The organism is Kribbella sp. NPDC055110, assembly GCF_053607525.1.
The window spans coordinates 19,169-34,201 of sequence record NZ_JBSGTS010000046.1 but is presented as its reverse complement, the minus strand read 5'-3'; the positions used below and the strand labels follow the sequence as shown (position 1 = coordinate 34,201).

Sequence of the window (15,033 nt, the reverse complement as noted above, 5' to 3'; positions counted from 1 at the left end):
TCGGTCACCCGTCGGTGGTCGCCGCGATCCGGAAGTGTGCGCTCCCGTTCGGGGTCAGCTACGTGGCCCAGGCGGCCGCGATCGCGTCCCTCGCGGTCGAGGAGGAGCTGCTGGAACGGGTCGACGCCCTGATCGAGGAGCGTCAGCGGGTCGTCTCGGCGCTACAGGCTGCCGGCTGGGACGTCCCGGAGACGGAGACGAACTTCGTCTGGCTCGACCTGGGCGAGGACACCGTCCGCTTCGCCGAGGCCGTCCAGGCCGAGGGCGTCTCGATCCGCCCCTTCCCCGGCGAAGGCGTCCGCGTAACCATCGGCGAACCCGAAGCCAACAACCTCTTCCTGACCGTCGCCCGCAACTGGCACCAGTGAGCCGGGCTGGACACCTCCAGGCATAAAGAAGCGGCGCCGGGAGGAGTGAGGCTTGCTCCCGGCGCCGCGGTTGTTGCTCCGAGTCAGTCAATCCACCGAGGTGACTGATTCGGGTCCTGCATCACTGACCAGGGAGGGTCAGTTGTTCTGCTCGTTGCTCTGCTCGCAGGTCTTGAGCGAGTCGACGGAGTTGCCGACGTTGTCGAAGCCCAGGATGCCGGTCGGGTTCGACAGCGGAACCGTGCCGCCGATGCCCGTCGCGTCGATCTGGTTGTGGCAGACCTGCCACGGACCGACCTTGTTGTCGCTCACCGAGACAACACCGTTGCCGTCGGCCTTGTACCACTTGCGGTTCTGCTGGTTGTCCTGCTCGCAGGTCTTGACCGCGGTGACGCTGTTGCCGTCGTTGCCCCAGCCCACGATGCCGGTGATGTCGTTGGCCGGCACGGTGCCGCCGATGCCGGTGCCGGCACCGAAGTTGTGGCAGGCCTGAACCGCGCCGAGGTCGTTGCGGTCGATGGCGACGAGGCCGCCGTCCTTCTTGACGCCCCACCAGCGAGCGTGGCCCTCGTCGTAGCCCTTGCTGGCCGAGGACACCGCGTCGGCCAGGCCGGTGACCTGAGCCTTCTGCTGGGCGTCGTCGAGAACGTTGGCGCTCACGACGGTGGCCAGACCGAGGGTGGCGACAGCCGCCACCGCTGCAGCGGCGACGATCTTGCGAGTTACCTGCATTATGCCAGGTTTCCTTTCGGGTTTTGACGGATTCGTCTTAGTGCTAACGACACCTGGCGGGGGCGGTTACAAACTTTTTCGTCAACTATTTTCCGGGTACGACCTCGCATAGTAGCCCGGTGATGAGTTCCCTGACGGAGCAACGAATCCCGTGCTGACCAGGCAACTTGCCGGTAATGGGAGTGAGTGGAAGTTGAGACGGAAAGTCCCGTAACCGAGCTCCGGGTACGTCGTTGAGTCAGCGCGGGTGACGGATACCCGGTGAATCGGAGATTGTTTCGGTGGGCTCGGTGGCCGCCGAATTGGCAATAGCACGATTCGTCGGAATATGTTGGAACCATTGCCGGAGTTTTGCGCCGTGTTTTTCGGGGCAGGGCGCGACCGGCGGCCAGACCCGCTGCCGCGCGCATCGGCAGCGGTGGGAGACCCGGGTCCCTTGGGCCCGGGTCTTTCCTTTTGCGCTACTTCTGCTTGCGCTCGGAGGTGACGACGAGCGCGACATCGACGATGATCACCGCGCCGCCGAGCAGGATCTGCCAGGTCAGGCTCTCGCTCAGGATCAGCCAGCCGAGGAACACCGCGACGGCCGGGTTCACGTACGCGTACGTGCCGACCAGTGAGATCGGTGCGTTCGCCAGCAGGTACGAGTACGCCGTGTACGCGAGCAGCGACCCGAACACCACCAGGTACGCGAGCGCGATCCATCCGCTCCCGTGGATCCGGTCCAGGTGCAGCCGCCCCGGCTCTCCCCGCAGTACGCCGAGCAACACCATCGCCGTACCGCCGAAGACCATTTCGTAGAGCGCTGTCACCAGGGGATCCCGCGGCAGCCCGAGCCGCGGCGCGTACCGCGAACCGGTCGCCCAGCAGATCGTGCCGACCACGAGGATCGCCACCGACAGCGGCTTCGCGCTCGTGTTGCCACCTGACAACGCGAGCAGCGCCGCCCCGCCGAACCCGATCAGTACGCCGACCCAGGTCATCGCCCGCGGCCGCTCACCGCCGCCGACCCGCAGCAGCATCAGCCACAACGGGATCGCGGCGACCAGCAACGCCGCCAGCCCGGACGGCACCGTCTGCTCGGCGATCGCCACCGCGCCGTTGCCGAAAGCAAGCAGCAGGATGCCGACCGTAGCCGCGCCGATCGCCTCGCGCCGGGTGATCCGCAGCCGCCGCCGGCCCGACTTCACGGCCAGGCCGGCGGCCATCAGCGCCGCGGCGGTAAGGAAGCGGGTGGCCATCCCGAGCATCGGCGGGATCTCGGCCTCCACCACGACCCGGATCGCCAGGTATGTCGAACCCCAGACGACGTACACGACCGCGAGGGCGGTCCAGATCATCGCGCCCGAGGCCGTCCGGGAACCGGTCTCGACCACTCTGGCGGGAGCAGGCGCGGCCATCTGGAACCTCCTCGAGACTGTCAGGGGTGTTTTGCAAGAACGATGCTTACGCTATGGCGCGCGACGACTCCCGCGCAAGGCGGTATCCGGCCACCGGTGCACGGATTCCCGCCAAGAGGCGGACGTCGAGATGCATTTGTGACACTTGCCGTCGAGATACCCGATCTCTGTAATATGAGCGTGCCGATAGGACCAGTGGTTGGACTGGTGTCTCACCGCAGGACCGATTTCGGTACCGCCGTACCCGCCGGAGTCCAGACAGTTAGCGGATCAGGCACCTGGTCGGTACGGTGTCCGGCAAGATGGGAGTGAGACCAGTGAGGAGGTCCACTGCCAGCAGTGCATCAACCCCTGGAATCACGCGGACCAGCCTGCGAAAGCCTCATCCGGCGCACCGGGCCGGCCCCGTGCAACGTTGCGGTCGCGGCGATCCCGCGCTCGAACCCGAGGAGTGCATGTGAGTGAGTCGGTGCCGGGCCCTGCCCCGGAAGTGTTCGCGCCCCACAAGGCGCCGGTCAGTCCGCCCCAGGCCTCCGAGGAGGTCGAGTTCGTCCAGCTCCTGACGCCCGAAGGCGAGCGCGTCGAGCATCCGGACTACACGTTCGACCTGGACGACGAGACGATCAAGGGCTTCTACCGGGACATGGTCCTGGTCCGCCGGATCGATACCGAGGCGACCGCCCTGCAGCGTCAGGGTGAGCTCGGGCTGTGGGCGTCGCTGCTCGGCCAGGAGGCCGCGCAGATCGGCTCCGGCCGGGCTCTGAACGACAAAGATATGGTCTTCCCGACGTACCGCGAGCACGGCGTTGCGTGGTGTCAGGGGGTCAACCCGCTGAACCTGCTCGGCCTGTTCCGCGGCGTCGACCAGGGCGCGTGGGACCCGAAGGACAACAACTTCCACCTCTACACGATCGTGATCGGCGCGCAGACGCTGCACGCGACCGGGTACGCGATGGGTCAGCAGCGCGACCACGCGATCGGCGACGCCGAGAACGGCGAGGCCACGGTCGCGTACTTCGGTGACGGCGCCAGCAGCCAAGGTGACGTCAACGAGGCGTTCATCTGGGCCTCGGTGTTCAACGCGCCGGTGGTGTTCTTCTGCCAGAACAACCAGTGGGCGATCTCGGAGCCGATCGACCGGCAGACCAGGATCCCGCTGTACCAGCGCGCCGCCGGCTTCGGCTTCCCCGGAGTCCGCGTCGACGGCAACGACGTACTCGCGACGTACGCCGTCACGCAGCAGGCCCTGAAGCGCGCCCGGGAGGGCAGCGGCCCGACGCTGATCGAGGCGTACACGTACCGGATGGGCGCGCACACCACGTCCGACGACCCGACGAAGTACCGATTGAACGAGGACCTCGAGCACTGGAAGCTCAAGGACCCGATCGAGCGCGTGCACGCGTACCTGAGCCGGCACGCCGCCGTCGACCACGACTTCTTCGACGAGGTCGAGGCCGAGGGCGACAAGATCGCCGCCGAACTGCGGGCCGGTTGCCTCGCGCTGCCGGACCCGGTGCTCACCGACTTCTTCCAGAACGTGTACGTCGAGGAGACGCCGCAACTGGCCGAGCAGCGAGACCAGTTCATTGCGTATGCCGCTTCGTTCAGTGCCGATTCAGAGGGCGAGGGCTGAGCGATGGCCAAGATCACTCTCGGCAAGGCCATCAACGCCGGACTCCGGGCCGCGATGGAGAACGACCCGAAGGTCCTCGTGATGGGCGAGGACATCGGCAAGCTCGGCGGCGTGTTCCGGGTCACCGAAGGCCTGCAGAAGGACTTCGGCGAGGACCGGGTGATCGACACCCCGCTCGCCGAGTCCGGGATCATCGGCACCGCGGTCGGCCTCGCGCTGCGCGGGTACCGGCCGGTCTGCGAGATCCAGTTCGACGGCTTCGTGTTCCCGGCGTACGACCAGATCATCAGTCAGGTCGCGAAGATGCACTACCGGTCGATGGGCAAGATCACGATGCCGATCGTCATCCGGATCCCGTACGGCGGCGGCATCGGTGCGGTCGAGCACCACTCCGAGTCGCCGGAGACGCTGTTCGCGCACGTGCCGGGCCTCAAGGTGATCTCCTGCGGCGACCCGGTCGACGCGTACTGGATGATCCAGCAGGCCATCGCGTCCGACGATCCGATCGTGTTCTTCGAGCCGAAGCGCCGGTACCACGAGAAGGCCGAGCTGGACGAGTCCACGCCGCCGATGCCGCTGCACAAGGCGAAGGTGGTCCGCGAGGGCACCGACGCGACACTGCTCTGCTACGGCCCGATGGTGAAGACCTGTCTGCAGGCGGCCGAGGCCGCGGTCGAGGACGGCCGCAACCTCGAGGTCGTGGACCTGCGGACGATCGCGCCGTTCGACCTGGCGACGATCTTCGCGTCGGTCAAGAAGACCCGGCGCGCGGTCGTGGTGCACGAGGCGCCGTACTCGTTCGGGCCGGGATCGGAGATCGCGGCGCGGCTGACCGAGGAGTGCTTCTACCACCTCGAGGCGCCGGTGCTGCGGGTGACCGGGTACGACACTCCGTACCCGCCGTCGCGGATGGAGGACGACTACCTTCCGGACCTCGACCGGGTGCTGGACGGCGTCGACCGGGTGATGGGGTACTGATGGGCATCCAGCAGTTCCGCCTCCCCGACGTCGGCGAAGGACTCGTCGAGGCCGAGATCGTCAGCTGGAAGGTCAAGCCCGGCGACGCGGTCAAGCTCAACGACACCGTCGTCGAGATCGAGACCGCGAAGTCGCTGGTCGAGCTCCCGGTCCCGTTCGCCGGCGTTGTCACCGAGTTGCTCGTGCCGGAGGGCGAGACGGTTCCGGTCGGTACGCCGATCATCTCGGTGCAGACCGAGTCGTCCGAAGCCTCGCCGGAGGATCTCGTTCCCACGATCCCCGAGCCCGAGGAGACCGGCGGCCGCACCGCGGTCCTGGTCGGGTACGGCCCGAAGACCACCGAAGCCAAACGCCGCCAACGCAAGCCTTCTAGGCCGGCGGCCGAGGTTCTCGCTCCACCAGCTCCTGTGCCCGCTCCAGCTGCTGAGCCGGTTGTTGCGGCGATTGCTGGGGGCAACGGGACTGTGCATGTGTTGGCCAAGCCGCCGGTGCGGAAGCTTGCCAAGGATCTGGGGATTGATCTTGGTGTGGTGACGGCGACCGGGCCCGGTGGGGTGATCACGCGGGCCGACGTCGAGGGTTACGTGGCGGCGCCTGCCGTTGCGGACGTTCCGGCGTACCAGCCTGCTCCGGTTGTCAGCGGACGGGAAGACACCCGCGTACCCGTCAAGGGTGTGCAGAAGGTGATGGCACAGGCGATGGTTGCCAGTGCGTTCACCGCGCCGCATGTGACCGAGTGGATCACGGTCGACGTCAGCGCCACCATGGAGCTGGTCGAGCGGTTGAAGTCGGACAAGGCGTTCCGCGACCTGCGCGTTTCGCCGTTGCTGATCGTCGCGAAGGCGGTCACGCTCGCGGCCCGGCGTACGCCGATCGTCAACGCGGCCTGGGACGAGGCGGCGCAGGAGATCGTCTACAAGGGCGCGGTCAACCTCGGCATCGCCGCGGCCACCCCGCGCGGGCTGATCGTCCCGAACATCAAGGGCGCCGACTCGCTCACCCTGCCCGACCTGTGCAGGGCGCTGAACGACCTGGTCGCGGTCGCCCGCGAGGGCAAGACCCAGCCGGCGGACCAGGCCGGCGGTTCGTTCACGATCACCAACGTCGGCGTGTTCGGTGTCGACGCCGGTACGCCGATCATCAACCCGGGCGAGGCCGCGATCCTCGCGTTCGGCGCGGTCCGCAAGCAGCCGTGGGTGGTGGACGACGAGATCGTCCCGCGCTGGATCACCACGCTCGCGCTGTCCTTCGACCACCGCCTCATCGACGGCGAGAAGGGCTCCACCTTCCTCGCCGACGTGGCCGGCATCCTCGAAGACCCCGCCCGCGCACTGATGTTCTGACCGTCTGCTGGCCCGGGTGAACCCACCCGGGCCCGTGGGGGGCCGGGTTTGCGGAAAGAATGTTGCGCTGGGTGGCAGAAATGTTCCGCAAAGCCGGGGTTTGACCTCAAGCGCTTGAAGTGTGTGAGCGTGGTGGGCATGACGAGCTTCACCATTCAGGAGGTTGCGCGGCGGAGTGGGCTCAGCGAGCCGACGCTGCGGTACTACGAGGATGTCGGGCTGGTCGGTCCGATCGGCCGGGACGCGAGCAGCGGGCATCGGCGCTACGGCAGTACGGACGTCGACACGCTCGAGGCGCTGGCCTGTTTGCGGGCGGCCGGGGTCGGCATCGAGGACATGCGCACGTACCTCGCCAACCGCGCCCGCGGCCGGGAAGCGGCGGCCGAGCAGCGCGATCTGCTGCTGCGGCACGCCGTACGAGTCGAGGCGGAGATCGCCGCGCAACGCGTGCGGCTCGAGTACCTGCGGGAGAAGGCCGCGCTGTGGGATGCCCGCGACCGCGGCGACGACACGGCCGAGGCCGCGGCGATCGAGCGGCTCGTCGGCGTGGTGGGTGAGCTGCGATGATCCTGGTCACGGGCGGTTCCGGATACTTGGGGACGCACCTGATCGCGCGGCTCCTGCGCGACGGACAAGAGGTGCGTACGACGGTGCGCTCGACAGCACGCTCCGCCGAGCTGCGGGCCGCCGTACGTCGTGGTGACGCCGACGACACCGGCCTCGAAATCGTCGAGGCAGACCTGTTGACGGACGACGGCTGGCCCGCGGCGGTGAACGGGTGTCTCGAGATTCATCACGTGGCGTCGCCGATTCCCGTCGTACAGCCGGAAGATCCCGACGAGCTGATCGTTCCCGCTCGTGAGGGGACGCTGCGGGTACTGCGGGCCGCGGAGGCCGCCGGCGCGCGGCGCGTCGTACTGACGTCGTCGTTCGCCGCGGTCGGGTACACGCCGAAGGCCGGGGCCGAATTCACGGAGGAGGACTGGACCGATCCCGATACGCCCGGACTCGCGCCGTACCCACGCTCGAAAGCGATCGCCGAACGCGCCGCCTGGGACCTGATGCGCGACGCCGCCACGGAACTCGTGGTCGTCAACCCGACCGGGATCTTCGGGCCGACGCTCACCACCGACCTGCGCTCGTCGACCCATCTGATCAAGATGATGCTCGACGGCACCATGAAGGTCGCGCCCCGCGCCCGCTTCGGAATCGTCGACGTCCGCGACGTCGCCGACCTGCACGTCCGCGCCATGGCCGAACCCGATGCCGCAGGCAACCGATTCCTTGCCGTCGCCAACGGTCCGACGACGAGCTTCCTGGAGATCGCCCAACTCCTGCACGCCAAAACCCCCACCGAGGAGGCTCCCGGCCCCGATCTACCCCGCCCCATCATCCACAACGACCGCGCCCGCAAAATCCTCGGCTGGTCCCCCCGACCACCCGAAACCACCATCCTGGAAACCGCCCAGAGCCTCGACGATCTCGGCCTGCTATCCCCAGGGGTCCTCTGAACGCCAGCGCCACCCCGCCACCGACGGCCGCCCGCGCCGCCCAACCGTCATCGCATGAAAGGTGGCCCGCCAGCTCCGCGCCGGCTGGTGGACGCTGAGCAACGGGCCGCCGCGTCGTACATGCGCTGCTCAGGCGAGGTGTCCACTCCACCATGATGCGCGTACGGCGTCTCACCGGTGCGTAATCCGCCTGACCGCGGCAGTCGCCGGTGAGAGGGTGGTGCGGTGTTGGTGATCTTGGTGGTGCTCGGGGCGGCGGTTCTGCACGCCACGTGGAACGCGATGGCTCATGGGGCGCCGGATCGGGTTGCCGGGTTGGCGTTGTTCGAGCTTTCGGCGGGGGTGATCGGGCTCGTCGCGGTGCTCGTGATGGGGCTGCCGCCGGCCGGGACGTGGTGGTACATCATCGCGTCCGCATTGCTGCATCTCGCGTATCTGGGTGGTCTGCTGGCGTCGTACCAGCTGGGTCAGTTCAGCCAGATGTACCCGTTGGCCCGCGGTACGTCGCCGTGGGTCGTGGCCGTGGTGTCCATCGTCGTACTGCACCAGACCCTGGCCGTACTCGAGTTGGCCGGCGTACTGCTTGTATCGGCCGGGCTGATCGCGCTCGTGTTCATCGGCCGCCCGGGACGCGGACAGGTCCCGGCGCTGTTAGCCGCGATCGGGACCGGGTTGATGATCGCGTCGTACACGGTCGTCGACGGGGTCGCCGTACACAAGATGCCTGTGGCAACGTACATGGGCTGGGTGTTCATGCTGCAAGGGTTCGCGGTCCCGTTGGCGGTCTTGGCGTGGCGCGGCCGCCGGGCGTTCGACCTGCCCCGCCCCGCGATCCTTTCCGGCCTCTTCGGCGGCGTCGTCTCGATGGCCGCGTACGGACTCGTCCTCTGGGCCCAGACCCGCGGCACCCTGGCCGCCATCGCCGCCCTCCGCGAAACCAGCATCATCTTCGGCGCCGTCATCGGCGCCATCTTCTTCCACGAACGCTTCGGCCCCAAACGAGCCACCGCCGCAGCCGTAGTAGTAGCCGGCATCATCCTCATCACCACCGGCTAGACGCTCCTCGCCCGCCGAGTCGTGGGATTCGGCTGGAGATCCGAGCCTCGATCCACGACTCGACGATCAGGGCCGGAGCCAATTGCCACGACTCGACGACGGCGAGGTTTGATAGGCAGGTGCGCCCCCACCCACCCCCGGCTAGCCAAGCTCCTCGGCTGACTTGCGATAACCCCCGGGGACTGGGAACAAGCAATTGCCTGTTCCCAGTCCCCAGCGGTTATCCATAGTTGCGCGATCGCCGGAGTCGGTACGTCGAGTGCGTCGGGGTCGCGGGTGCCCGGTGACAGTTGGTAGTCGCCCGTGAGCGCCAGCGGGCAGGTCGCCAGGCCGGAGGGTGGGTGGGTGGGCCTGTGGGTTGATCACAGTTCTTGTTGTGAGTGGGGGTCCCGGGCGGAGGACCCCCACTCGGTTCAGGGGGTTACGGCGTCAAGGGCGTCGGCGATGCCTTCGCCGTAGAAGGCGTTGTTGGCGGTGGTGCCGGTGCAGCGGGCGTCCGGGGTGGTGGGGCAGGCGGTGTCGTCGGCTTCGCGGTGGAGGGCGCGTTCGATGTCGCGCGGGCCCCACCACGGGTGGGTGGACTTCATGAGGGCGGCGATGCCGGTGACGTGCGGCGACGCCATCGACGTACCGCTGAATATGGCGTAGCCGCCGGGGACCGTGGACAGGATCGAGCTGCCGGGGGCGGCGACGTCGATCTTGTTCAGGCCGAAGTTGGAGAAGCTGCTCTTCACGCGGGCCTTGGTGGTGCTGGCGACGGTGATGACGCCGGGCAGCTCGGTCGGCATGTCGAGGCAGTCGTTGTTGATGGTCCGCGTGACGGGGGTCGTGTCGTTCGGGCTGCTGCTGTCCGTGGTCTTGTTGGACAGGTCGTAGTTCGCGTTACCGGCGGCCGCGACCGAGAGCGTGCCTTGGTCGGTCGCCCACGCGTACGCGCGCCGGACGGCTTCCTGTACGGCGCCCTGGTCGCCGTTGTCGTTGCACCAGAACTCGAATGGGTCGATGAAGTAGCTGTGGTTCGTGACGGCCATGCGGTGCTGGGCGGCCCACACAATCCCGCAGATCGAGTACTCCGGGTAGATGAAGCCGTCGTCGTTCACGACCTTGACAGACGCGATCCGTACGCCGGGTGCGACCCCGACGATCCCGATGCCGTTCCGGGCCGCGGCGACCGTCCCGGCCACGTGCGTGCCGTGCGAGCTGGTCGTCGGCCGCCAGGCGCCCGTGGTGGTGTCCGGTACGCCGTTGTTCACGCAGCTGACCGAGTCCGCCGCGTCGAAGTTCGGCGCGAGGTCGGGGTGGGTGTCGTCGACGCCGCTGTCGTTGATGCCGACCAGCACGTTGTGGGAGCCGTCGGTGATCGCGTGCGCCTGGTCCGCCTTGATCTGGGTCATGTCCCACTGCTCGCCCTCGCGGGGGTCAGGGACGGGGGTCGCCTCGGCTTCTTCGATCGCGTTCAGCCCGCCCGCGCCTTCGCTGACCGCGGCGGTCCGGGTGGCGCCGACGGACTGCACGTCACGCACGCTGCTGACGTCGGTCTTGAAGTCCGGGTTGGTCGACTGCGCGATCACCACGCCGAGCTGCCGGTACGAGACCAGGACAGTCCCGCCGGCCGCTTTCACTGCGTCCTCGGTCTTCCGGACGTGACCGGGCGTGGCCTTCGTGTTCACCACGTAGTTCATCAGCGGGCCGGGAGCCGGGTCGGCGTGCGCCGTGGTCGCGGCACCGAGAGACACGCACGCCAGGGCGATGGCGGAGAGGCCGGCCGCCAGTCGGCGGGGGCGGGACGTTCGGGACAAGATGCCTCCTCAGAGCGGACCGGACGGACGGGCCCGGTAAGCGGAGACTGTAGGACGGATTCGGCACGGACGGAGTGCCTCACCGCCAACGCAGGGGAAACCCTGCATCACGCTCGGTTCCCACATCCTGTGGATCCACCTGTGGATAACTCGTGGAAAAGCTGGGGAATACCTGACCCCGGCGGTGGATTGAGTGTGTGTGTAAGATAGATACAACAGAGATACGAGCCGTATGGGTTGGAGTTCAGTGACAGGCGGTAACCCGGCGCACGCGCCGGATGCGTTGATATTGGGTGACGAGACCGCGGAGATCGCCCGCGTGGTGGTCGAGGCAGCGCCGGGGGTGGAGAAGATCCCCGCGGCCGAGCGCGTCTATGCGTACGTGAAGGCCGCGATCCTGGACCGGGCCTATCCCGGCGGCGAGCTGCTCACCGAGGGTGAGCTGGCGACGGCCGTCGGCGTTTCCCGTACGCCGGTGCGCGAGGCGCTGCTCCGCCTGGAGGAGTCCGGCCTCGTCAAGCTGTACCCGAAGCGGGGCGCCCTCGTCCTCCCGGTGCTGCCGCAGGAGATCGACGACGTACTCGAGGCCCGCGAGCTGATCGAGACGCACGCCGCCGCCAAGGTCTGGCCCCGGCGCAAGCGGTTGGTCGAGACCCTGACCGCGCGCGTCGACGAGATGCGCGCGCACCGCAAGGCCGGTGACGCGAAGAGCTTCCTGGAGGCCGACCGGGCCTTCCACGAGGCCATCGTCGATGCCGCTGGCAACCAAATTCTGGCGAAGCTCTACAACAGCCTGCGGGATCGTCAGGTCCGGATGGGTGTGCCCGGGATCGAGGTCCAGCCGGTCCGGATGGACAAGTCGATCACCGCGCACCAGGAGATGATCGACGCGCTCGGCGGCAACAGCGTCAAGCGCTTCCGTGAGCTCGTCGTCGCACACATCGCCGAAGCCGCGAGCGATCTGCGGGGCACTCGGTGACCGAACTCCTCTTCCCCCTGGGCGGACGGCGAGCCTGGGCGGTGTGGGCCACTGCTGTCCTGACGTACCTCGTGACCGTGCTGCACCGCGGCTCGATGAGCGTGGCCGGCCTGCAGGCCGCAGAACGCTTCGACATCTCCGCATCCGCTCTAGCCAGCTTCACCGTCGTACAGCTCACGGTGTACGCCGCTATGCAGGTCCCGGTCGGCGTACTACTCGATCGGTACGGCTCCAAGCGTCTGCTGATCGCCGCGTCCGGACTGCTGTTCGTAGCGCAGTCAGCGTTCAGCCTGGTCGACTCGTACCCCGCTGCGCTCGCTGCACGCGCCGTACTGGGTGTAGGCGATGCACTGGTCTTCATCAGCGTGCTGCGCGTAGTCATGTCCTGGTTCCCCGCGCTACGGCAGCCAGTGATGTCGCAGGCGACCGGAATGCTCGGTGGTCTCGGAGCGATCATGTCGACCGTGCCGATGGCCGCTGCGTTCCACGCCTTCGGTTGGACGACCACGTTCGCCAGTGCGAGCGTGCTGAGCCTCGTGGCCGGTGTGCTCGTGCTGTTCCTGATCAAGGACTCGCCGTACGACGAACCGCTCCGCCGCGCCAAGCAGCCGTTGCACGAGGTCAGGAAGAACCTGCGCCGTGCCTGGCAGGAGCCGGGTACGCGGCTCGGTCTGTGGACGCACTTCACCACCAGCTTCTCCGGCAGCACGTTCGGCCTGCTCTGGGGCTACCCGTTCCTCGTTCAGGGACAGGGGCTCGCTCCGACGACCGCTGCGGCCATGCTGATCATTCCTGTGCTGGCCGGGCTCTGCTACGGCCCGCTGGTCGGGCGGTACGCCGCCAAGTTCCCGTTCTACCGCTCGTGGATCGTGCTGGCGGTGATCGCGGGCTCGGTCGTGATGTGGACCGTCGTACTGCTCTGGCCGGGCCGGGCGCCGTTGCCTGTGCTCCTGGCACTCATCGTCGTACAGGCGGCCGGCGGGCCGGGCTCGATGCTCGGGCTGGACTACGCGCGGACGTTCAACCCGACGACACGGTTCGGTGCGGCCAACGGGATGGTCAACACCGGCGGGTTCATCGCGACGCTGATCTGCATCGGCATGGTCGGCGTACTGCTCGACGCGTCGTCAGGTGGTGCACCGATGGTGATCGACGACTTCAAGTACGCGCTGGCGTTCCAGTACGTGCTGTGGGCGATCGGCACCCGGCAGATCCTCAAGTACCGGCGGAAGGCCCGCGGCAACCTGGCGCGATACAACCCCGAGGCGTACCAGGCCCTGCTCGCCAACGAGATCGTCCCGCTGAAAAGCTGAACAGAGCTGGCATCACCTGTCGTCACCTGTCATGGCCTGTCAGCCGAAAGCCAGAGCGGTGCCAGGGCGACCCGGCACGGTAGTCCCAGTAGGTAAGTCCACTGGGAGGAACCGATGACCACAACGAACCAGGTCGCCATCGAGGCGGTCGGTCTGGTCAAGAAATATGGCAATACGACCGCGCTTGCCGGCGTCGACCTGAGCGTGCCGACCGGCACGGTCCTCGGAGTCCTCGGCCCGAACGGCGCCGGCAAGACGACCGCGGTCCGCATCCTCGGCACGCTGCTCCGTCCGGACAGCGGCCACGCGACAGTCGGCGGGTACGACGTCGTACGCGAGGCCGGCAAGGTCCGGAGCATCATCGGGCTGACGGGTCAGTACGCGAGTGTCGACGAGGACATGTCCGGTCGCCGCAACCTGATCATGATCGGCCGTCTGCTCGGCTACTCGCGGCCGCAGGCCCGCACCAAGGCGGACGAGCTGCTGGAGCGGTTCGAGCTGGTCGACGCCGGCGACCGGATCGCGAAAACGTATTCCGGCGGTATGCGCCGCCGGCTCGACCTGGCCGCGAGCCTGGTCGGCAACCCGAGCATCCTGTACCTGGACGAGCCCACGACCGGTCTCGACCCGCACGCCCGCAACGGCGCGTGGGAGACGATCCGCAACCTGGTCCTCGACGGAACCACGGTGCTGCTCACCACGCAGTACCTGGAAGAGGCCGACGCACTGGCCGACTCGATCGTGGTGTTCGACAAGGGCGCTGTGGTCGCGAACGGGCGGCCCGCCGAGCTGAAGGCACAGGCGGGTAAACAGTCGCTGGATGTCCGCCCGGCCGAGCCGGCGCACCTCGAGCGGGTCGCCGCGATCGTCGCCGAGTCGGTCGGTACGCGGCCGTCGGTAGATGTGGTGAACACGCTGGTGAGTGTGCCGGTCACGGACGGCTCGTCGATGCCGGTCGTCGTACGGCGGCTGGACGAAGCCGGGATCGCGGTGACCGAGTTGTCGTTGCGGCTGCCCAGCCTGGACGAGGTGTTCCTGGCGCTGACCGGGCACACCGCCGAAGAGAAGAAGTCCGACGCCGTACTGGAAGGAGCGAGCCGATGAGCACCGCAACCCTTGAACCCGCTGCGCATCTGGCCCGCCGGGCGCGCCCGTTCGCCTGGGTGCAGCAGAGCCTGACGCTGGCCTGGCGAAACATCGTCCGGATCCGGCAGAACCCGGAAGCCCTTGCGGACGTGACGTTCCAGCCGATCATCTTCTTGGCGCTCTTTCTGTTCGTGTTCGGCGGCGCGATCTCGCAGGGCGGCGGTTGGCGCGGCTACCTGCCGCAACTGCTGCCCGGCCTGCTCGTGCAGACCGTGGTGTTCGCGACGATGGGCACCGGGGTCGGCCTGAACGACGACTTCGCCAAAGGCGTCTTCGACCGGTTCCGCAGCCTGCCGATCGCCAGGATCTCGCCGCTGATCGGCGCGGTCCTCGGTGACGCGGTCCGGTACTCGCTGTCGATCGTGGTCCTGATGGCGAGCGGGTTCGCGCTCGGCTTCCGGTTCCACAACGGGGTCGGCAACGGCCTGCTGGGGCTCGTGATCGTGCTGCTTTTCGCGCTGTCGATGTGCTGGATCTGGGTCTGGCTGGGGCTGACCTTGAAGACTGCCCAGGGCGTCCAGGGCGTCGCCTTCCTGGTGATGTTCCCGCTCACGTTCGGCAGCAACATCTTCGTCCCGACCAGCACGTTGCCGGGGTTCCTGCAGACCTTCGGCAAGTTCAGCCCGATCCCGTACCTGGTCGACACCGAGCGCGCCCTGATGGGCGGCGGTGCGCTCCAGAAGCCGCTGCTCATCACGCTCGCCTGGATGGTCGGCCTGGTCGCGGTCTTCGCCCCGCTGGCGATCCGCGCCTACCGCCGCCGTACCTGAACCGC

Annotated in this window: 14 protein-coding genes; 11 read left to right on the top strand and 3 right to left on the bottom strand. The window is 67.9% G+C overall.

The annotated features are described in order from the left end of the window. A partial coding sequence (locus tag ACWF0M_RS36830) for an aminotransferase class I/II-fold pyridoxal phosphate-dependent enzyme (RefSeq protein ID WP_452240399.1) occupies window positions 1-368 on the top strand: 368 nt, incomplete at its 5' end. Between the two features lie 138 nt (window positions 369-506). Here ACWF0M_RS36830 and ACWF0M_RS36825 read toward each other — a convergent pair. After that, window positions 507-1,100, bottom strand: a complete 594-nt coding sequence (locus tag ACWF0M_RS36825; RefSeq protein ID WP_452240398.1) for a hypothetical protein — start codon at window positions 1,098-1,100, stop codon at window positions 507-509. A gap of 461 nt (window positions 1,101-1,561) precedes the next feature. Beyond that, window positions 1,562-2,500 (bottom strand): EamA family transporter, encoded by a 939-nt coding sequence (locus ACWF0M_RS36820; RefSeq protein WP_452240397.1) that lies wholly within the window; start codon window positions 2,498-2,500, stop codon window positions 1,562-1,564. A 457-nt stretch (window positions 2,501-2,957) separates the two neighbouring features. Here ACWF0M_RS36820 and pdhA point away from each other — a divergent pair, with 457 nt between their 5' ends. The 6 genes from pdhA (at window position 2,958) to ACWF0M_RS36790 (ending at window position 9,021) form a co-directional block, all read left to right on the top strand. Beyond that, entirely contained in the window at window positions 2,958-4,133 is a 1,176-nt protein-coding gene (pdhA, locus tag ACWF0M_RS36815) for a pyruvate dehydrogenase (acetyl-transferring) E1 component subunit alpha (protein WP_452240396.1), read from the top strand. A 3-nt stretch (window positions 4,134-4,136) separates the two neighbouring features. After that, window positions 4,137-5,111, top strand: a complete 975-nt coding sequence (locus ACWF0M_RS36810) for an alpha-ketoacid dehydrogenase subunit beta (protein ID WP_452240395.1) — start codon at window positions 4,137-4,139, stop codon at window positions 5,109-5,111. Then, entirely contained in the window at window positions 5,111-6,454 is a 1,344-nt protein-coding gene (locus ACWF0M_RS36805) for a dihydrolipoamide acetyltransferase family protein (protein ID WP_452240394.1), read from the top strand. The genes ACWF0M_RS36810 and ACWF0M_RS36805 overlap by 1 nt, the downstream gene beginning before the upstream one ends. A gap of 138 nt (window positions 6,455-6,592) precedes the next feature. After that, a complete protein-coding gene (locus tag ACWF0M_RS36800; protein WP_452240393.1) occupies window positions 6,593-7,021 on the top strand; it encodes a MerR family transcriptional regulator in 429 nt (142 codons plus the stop codon). Continuing rightward, window positions 7,018-7,965 carry an NAD-dependent epimerase/dehydratase family protein gene (locus ACWF0M_RS36795; protein WP_452240392.1) on the top strand — a complete coding sequence of 316 codons (948 nt, stop codon included), beginning with the start codon at window positions 7,018-7,020 and terminating at the stop codon, window positions 7,963-7,965. Before ACWF0M_RS36800 ends, ACWF0M_RS36795 begins: the two co-directional genes overlap by 4 nt. Before the next feature lie 225 nt (window positions 7,966-8,190). Then, window positions 8,191-9,021: a DMT family transporter gene (locus tag ACWF0M_RS36790; protein ID WP_452240391.1), complete on the top strand. Its 831-nt coding sequence runs from the start codon at window positions 8,191-8,193 to the stop codon at window positions 9,019-9,021. Window positions 9,022-9,434: 413 nt separating this feature from the next. Here ACWF0M_RS36790 and ACWF0M_RS36785 read toward each other — a convergent pair whose 3' ends face one another. Further along, window positions 9,435-10,820 carry a S8 family peptidase gene (locus ACWF0M_RS36785; RefSeq protein WP_452240390.1) on the bottom strand — a complete coding sequence of 462 codons (1,386 nt, stop codon included), beginning with the start codon at window positions 10,818-10,820 and terminating at the stop codon, window positions 9,435-9,437. 247 nt (window positions 10,821-11,067) lie between these two features. Between ACWF0M_RS36785 and ACWF0M_RS36780 the strand changes: the two genes are divergently transcribed. The 4 genes from ACWF0M_RS36780 (at window position 11,068) to ACWF0M_RS36765 (ending at window position 15,028) form a co-directional block, all read left to right on the top strand. Further along, window positions 11,068-11,799 (top strand): GntR family transcriptional regulator, encoded by a 732-nt coding sequence (locus tag ACWF0M_RS36780; RefSeq protein ID WP_452240389.1) that lies wholly within the window; start codon window positions 11,068-11,070, stop codon window positions 11,797-11,799. Next, a complete protein-coding gene (locus tag ACWF0M_RS36775) occupies window positions 11,796-13,112 on the top strand; it encodes an MFS transporter (protein WP_452240388.1) in 1,317 nt (438 codons plus the stop codon). Before ACWF0M_RS36780 ends, ACWF0M_RS36775 begins: the two co-directional genes overlap by 4 nt. A 114-nt stretch (window positions 13,113-13,226) precedes the next feature. Beyond that, entirely contained in the window at window positions 13,227-14,216 is a 990-nt protein-coding gene (locus ACWF0M_RS36770; RefSeq protein WP_452240387.1) for an ATP-binding cassette domain-containing protein, read from the top strand. After that, window positions 14,213-15,028 carry an ABC transporter permease gene (locus ACWF0M_RS36765; RefSeq protein WP_452240386.1) on the top strand — a complete coding sequence of 272 codons (816 nt, stop codon included), beginning with the start codon at window positions 14,213-14,215 and terminating at the stop codon, window positions 15,026-15,028. The genes ACWF0M_RS36770 and ACWF0M_RS36765 overlap by 4 nt, the downstream gene beginning before the upstream one ends. Window positions 15,029-15,033: the final 5 nt, after the last annotated feature.

What these genes read in the sequence shown, in the direction of transcription:
- ACWF0M_RS36825 (WP_452240398.1), bottom strand. Translation starts at nt 1,100, where the DNA reads ATGCAGGTAACTCGCAAGATCGTCGCCGCTGCAGCGGTGGCGGCTGTC.
- ACWF0M_RS36820 (WP_452240397.1), bottom strand. Translation starts at nt 2,500, where the DNA reads ATGGCCGCGCCTGCTCCCGCCAGAGTGGTCGAGACCGGTTCCCGGACG.
- ACWF0M_RS36810 (WP_452240395.1), top strand. Translation starts at nt 4,137, where the DNA reads ATGGCCAAGATCACTCTCGGCAAGGCCATCAACGCCGGACTCCGGGCC.
- ACWF0M_RS36805 (WP_452240394.1), top strand. Translation starts at nt 5,111, where the DNA reads ATGGGCATCCAGCAGTTCCGCCTCCCCGACGTCGGCGAAGGACTCGTC.
- ACWF0M_RS36800 (WP_452240393.1), top strand. Translation starts at nt 6,593, where the DNA reads ATGACGAGCTTCACCATTCAGGAGGTTGCGCGGCGGAGTGGGCTCAGC.
- ACWF0M_RS36795 (WP_452240392.1), top strand. Translation starts at nt 7,018, where the DNA reads ATGATCCTGGTCACGGGCGGTTCCGGATACTTGGGGACGCACCTGATC.
- ACWF0M_RS36770 (WP_452240387.1), top strand. Translation starts at nt 13,227, where the DNA reads ATGACCACAACGAACCAGGTCGCCATCGAGGCGGTCGGTCTGGTCAAG.
- ACWF0M_RS36765 (WP_452240386.1), top strand. Translation starts at nt 14,213, where the DNA reads ATGAGCACCGCAACCCTTGAACCCGCTGCGCATCTGGCCCGCCGGGCG.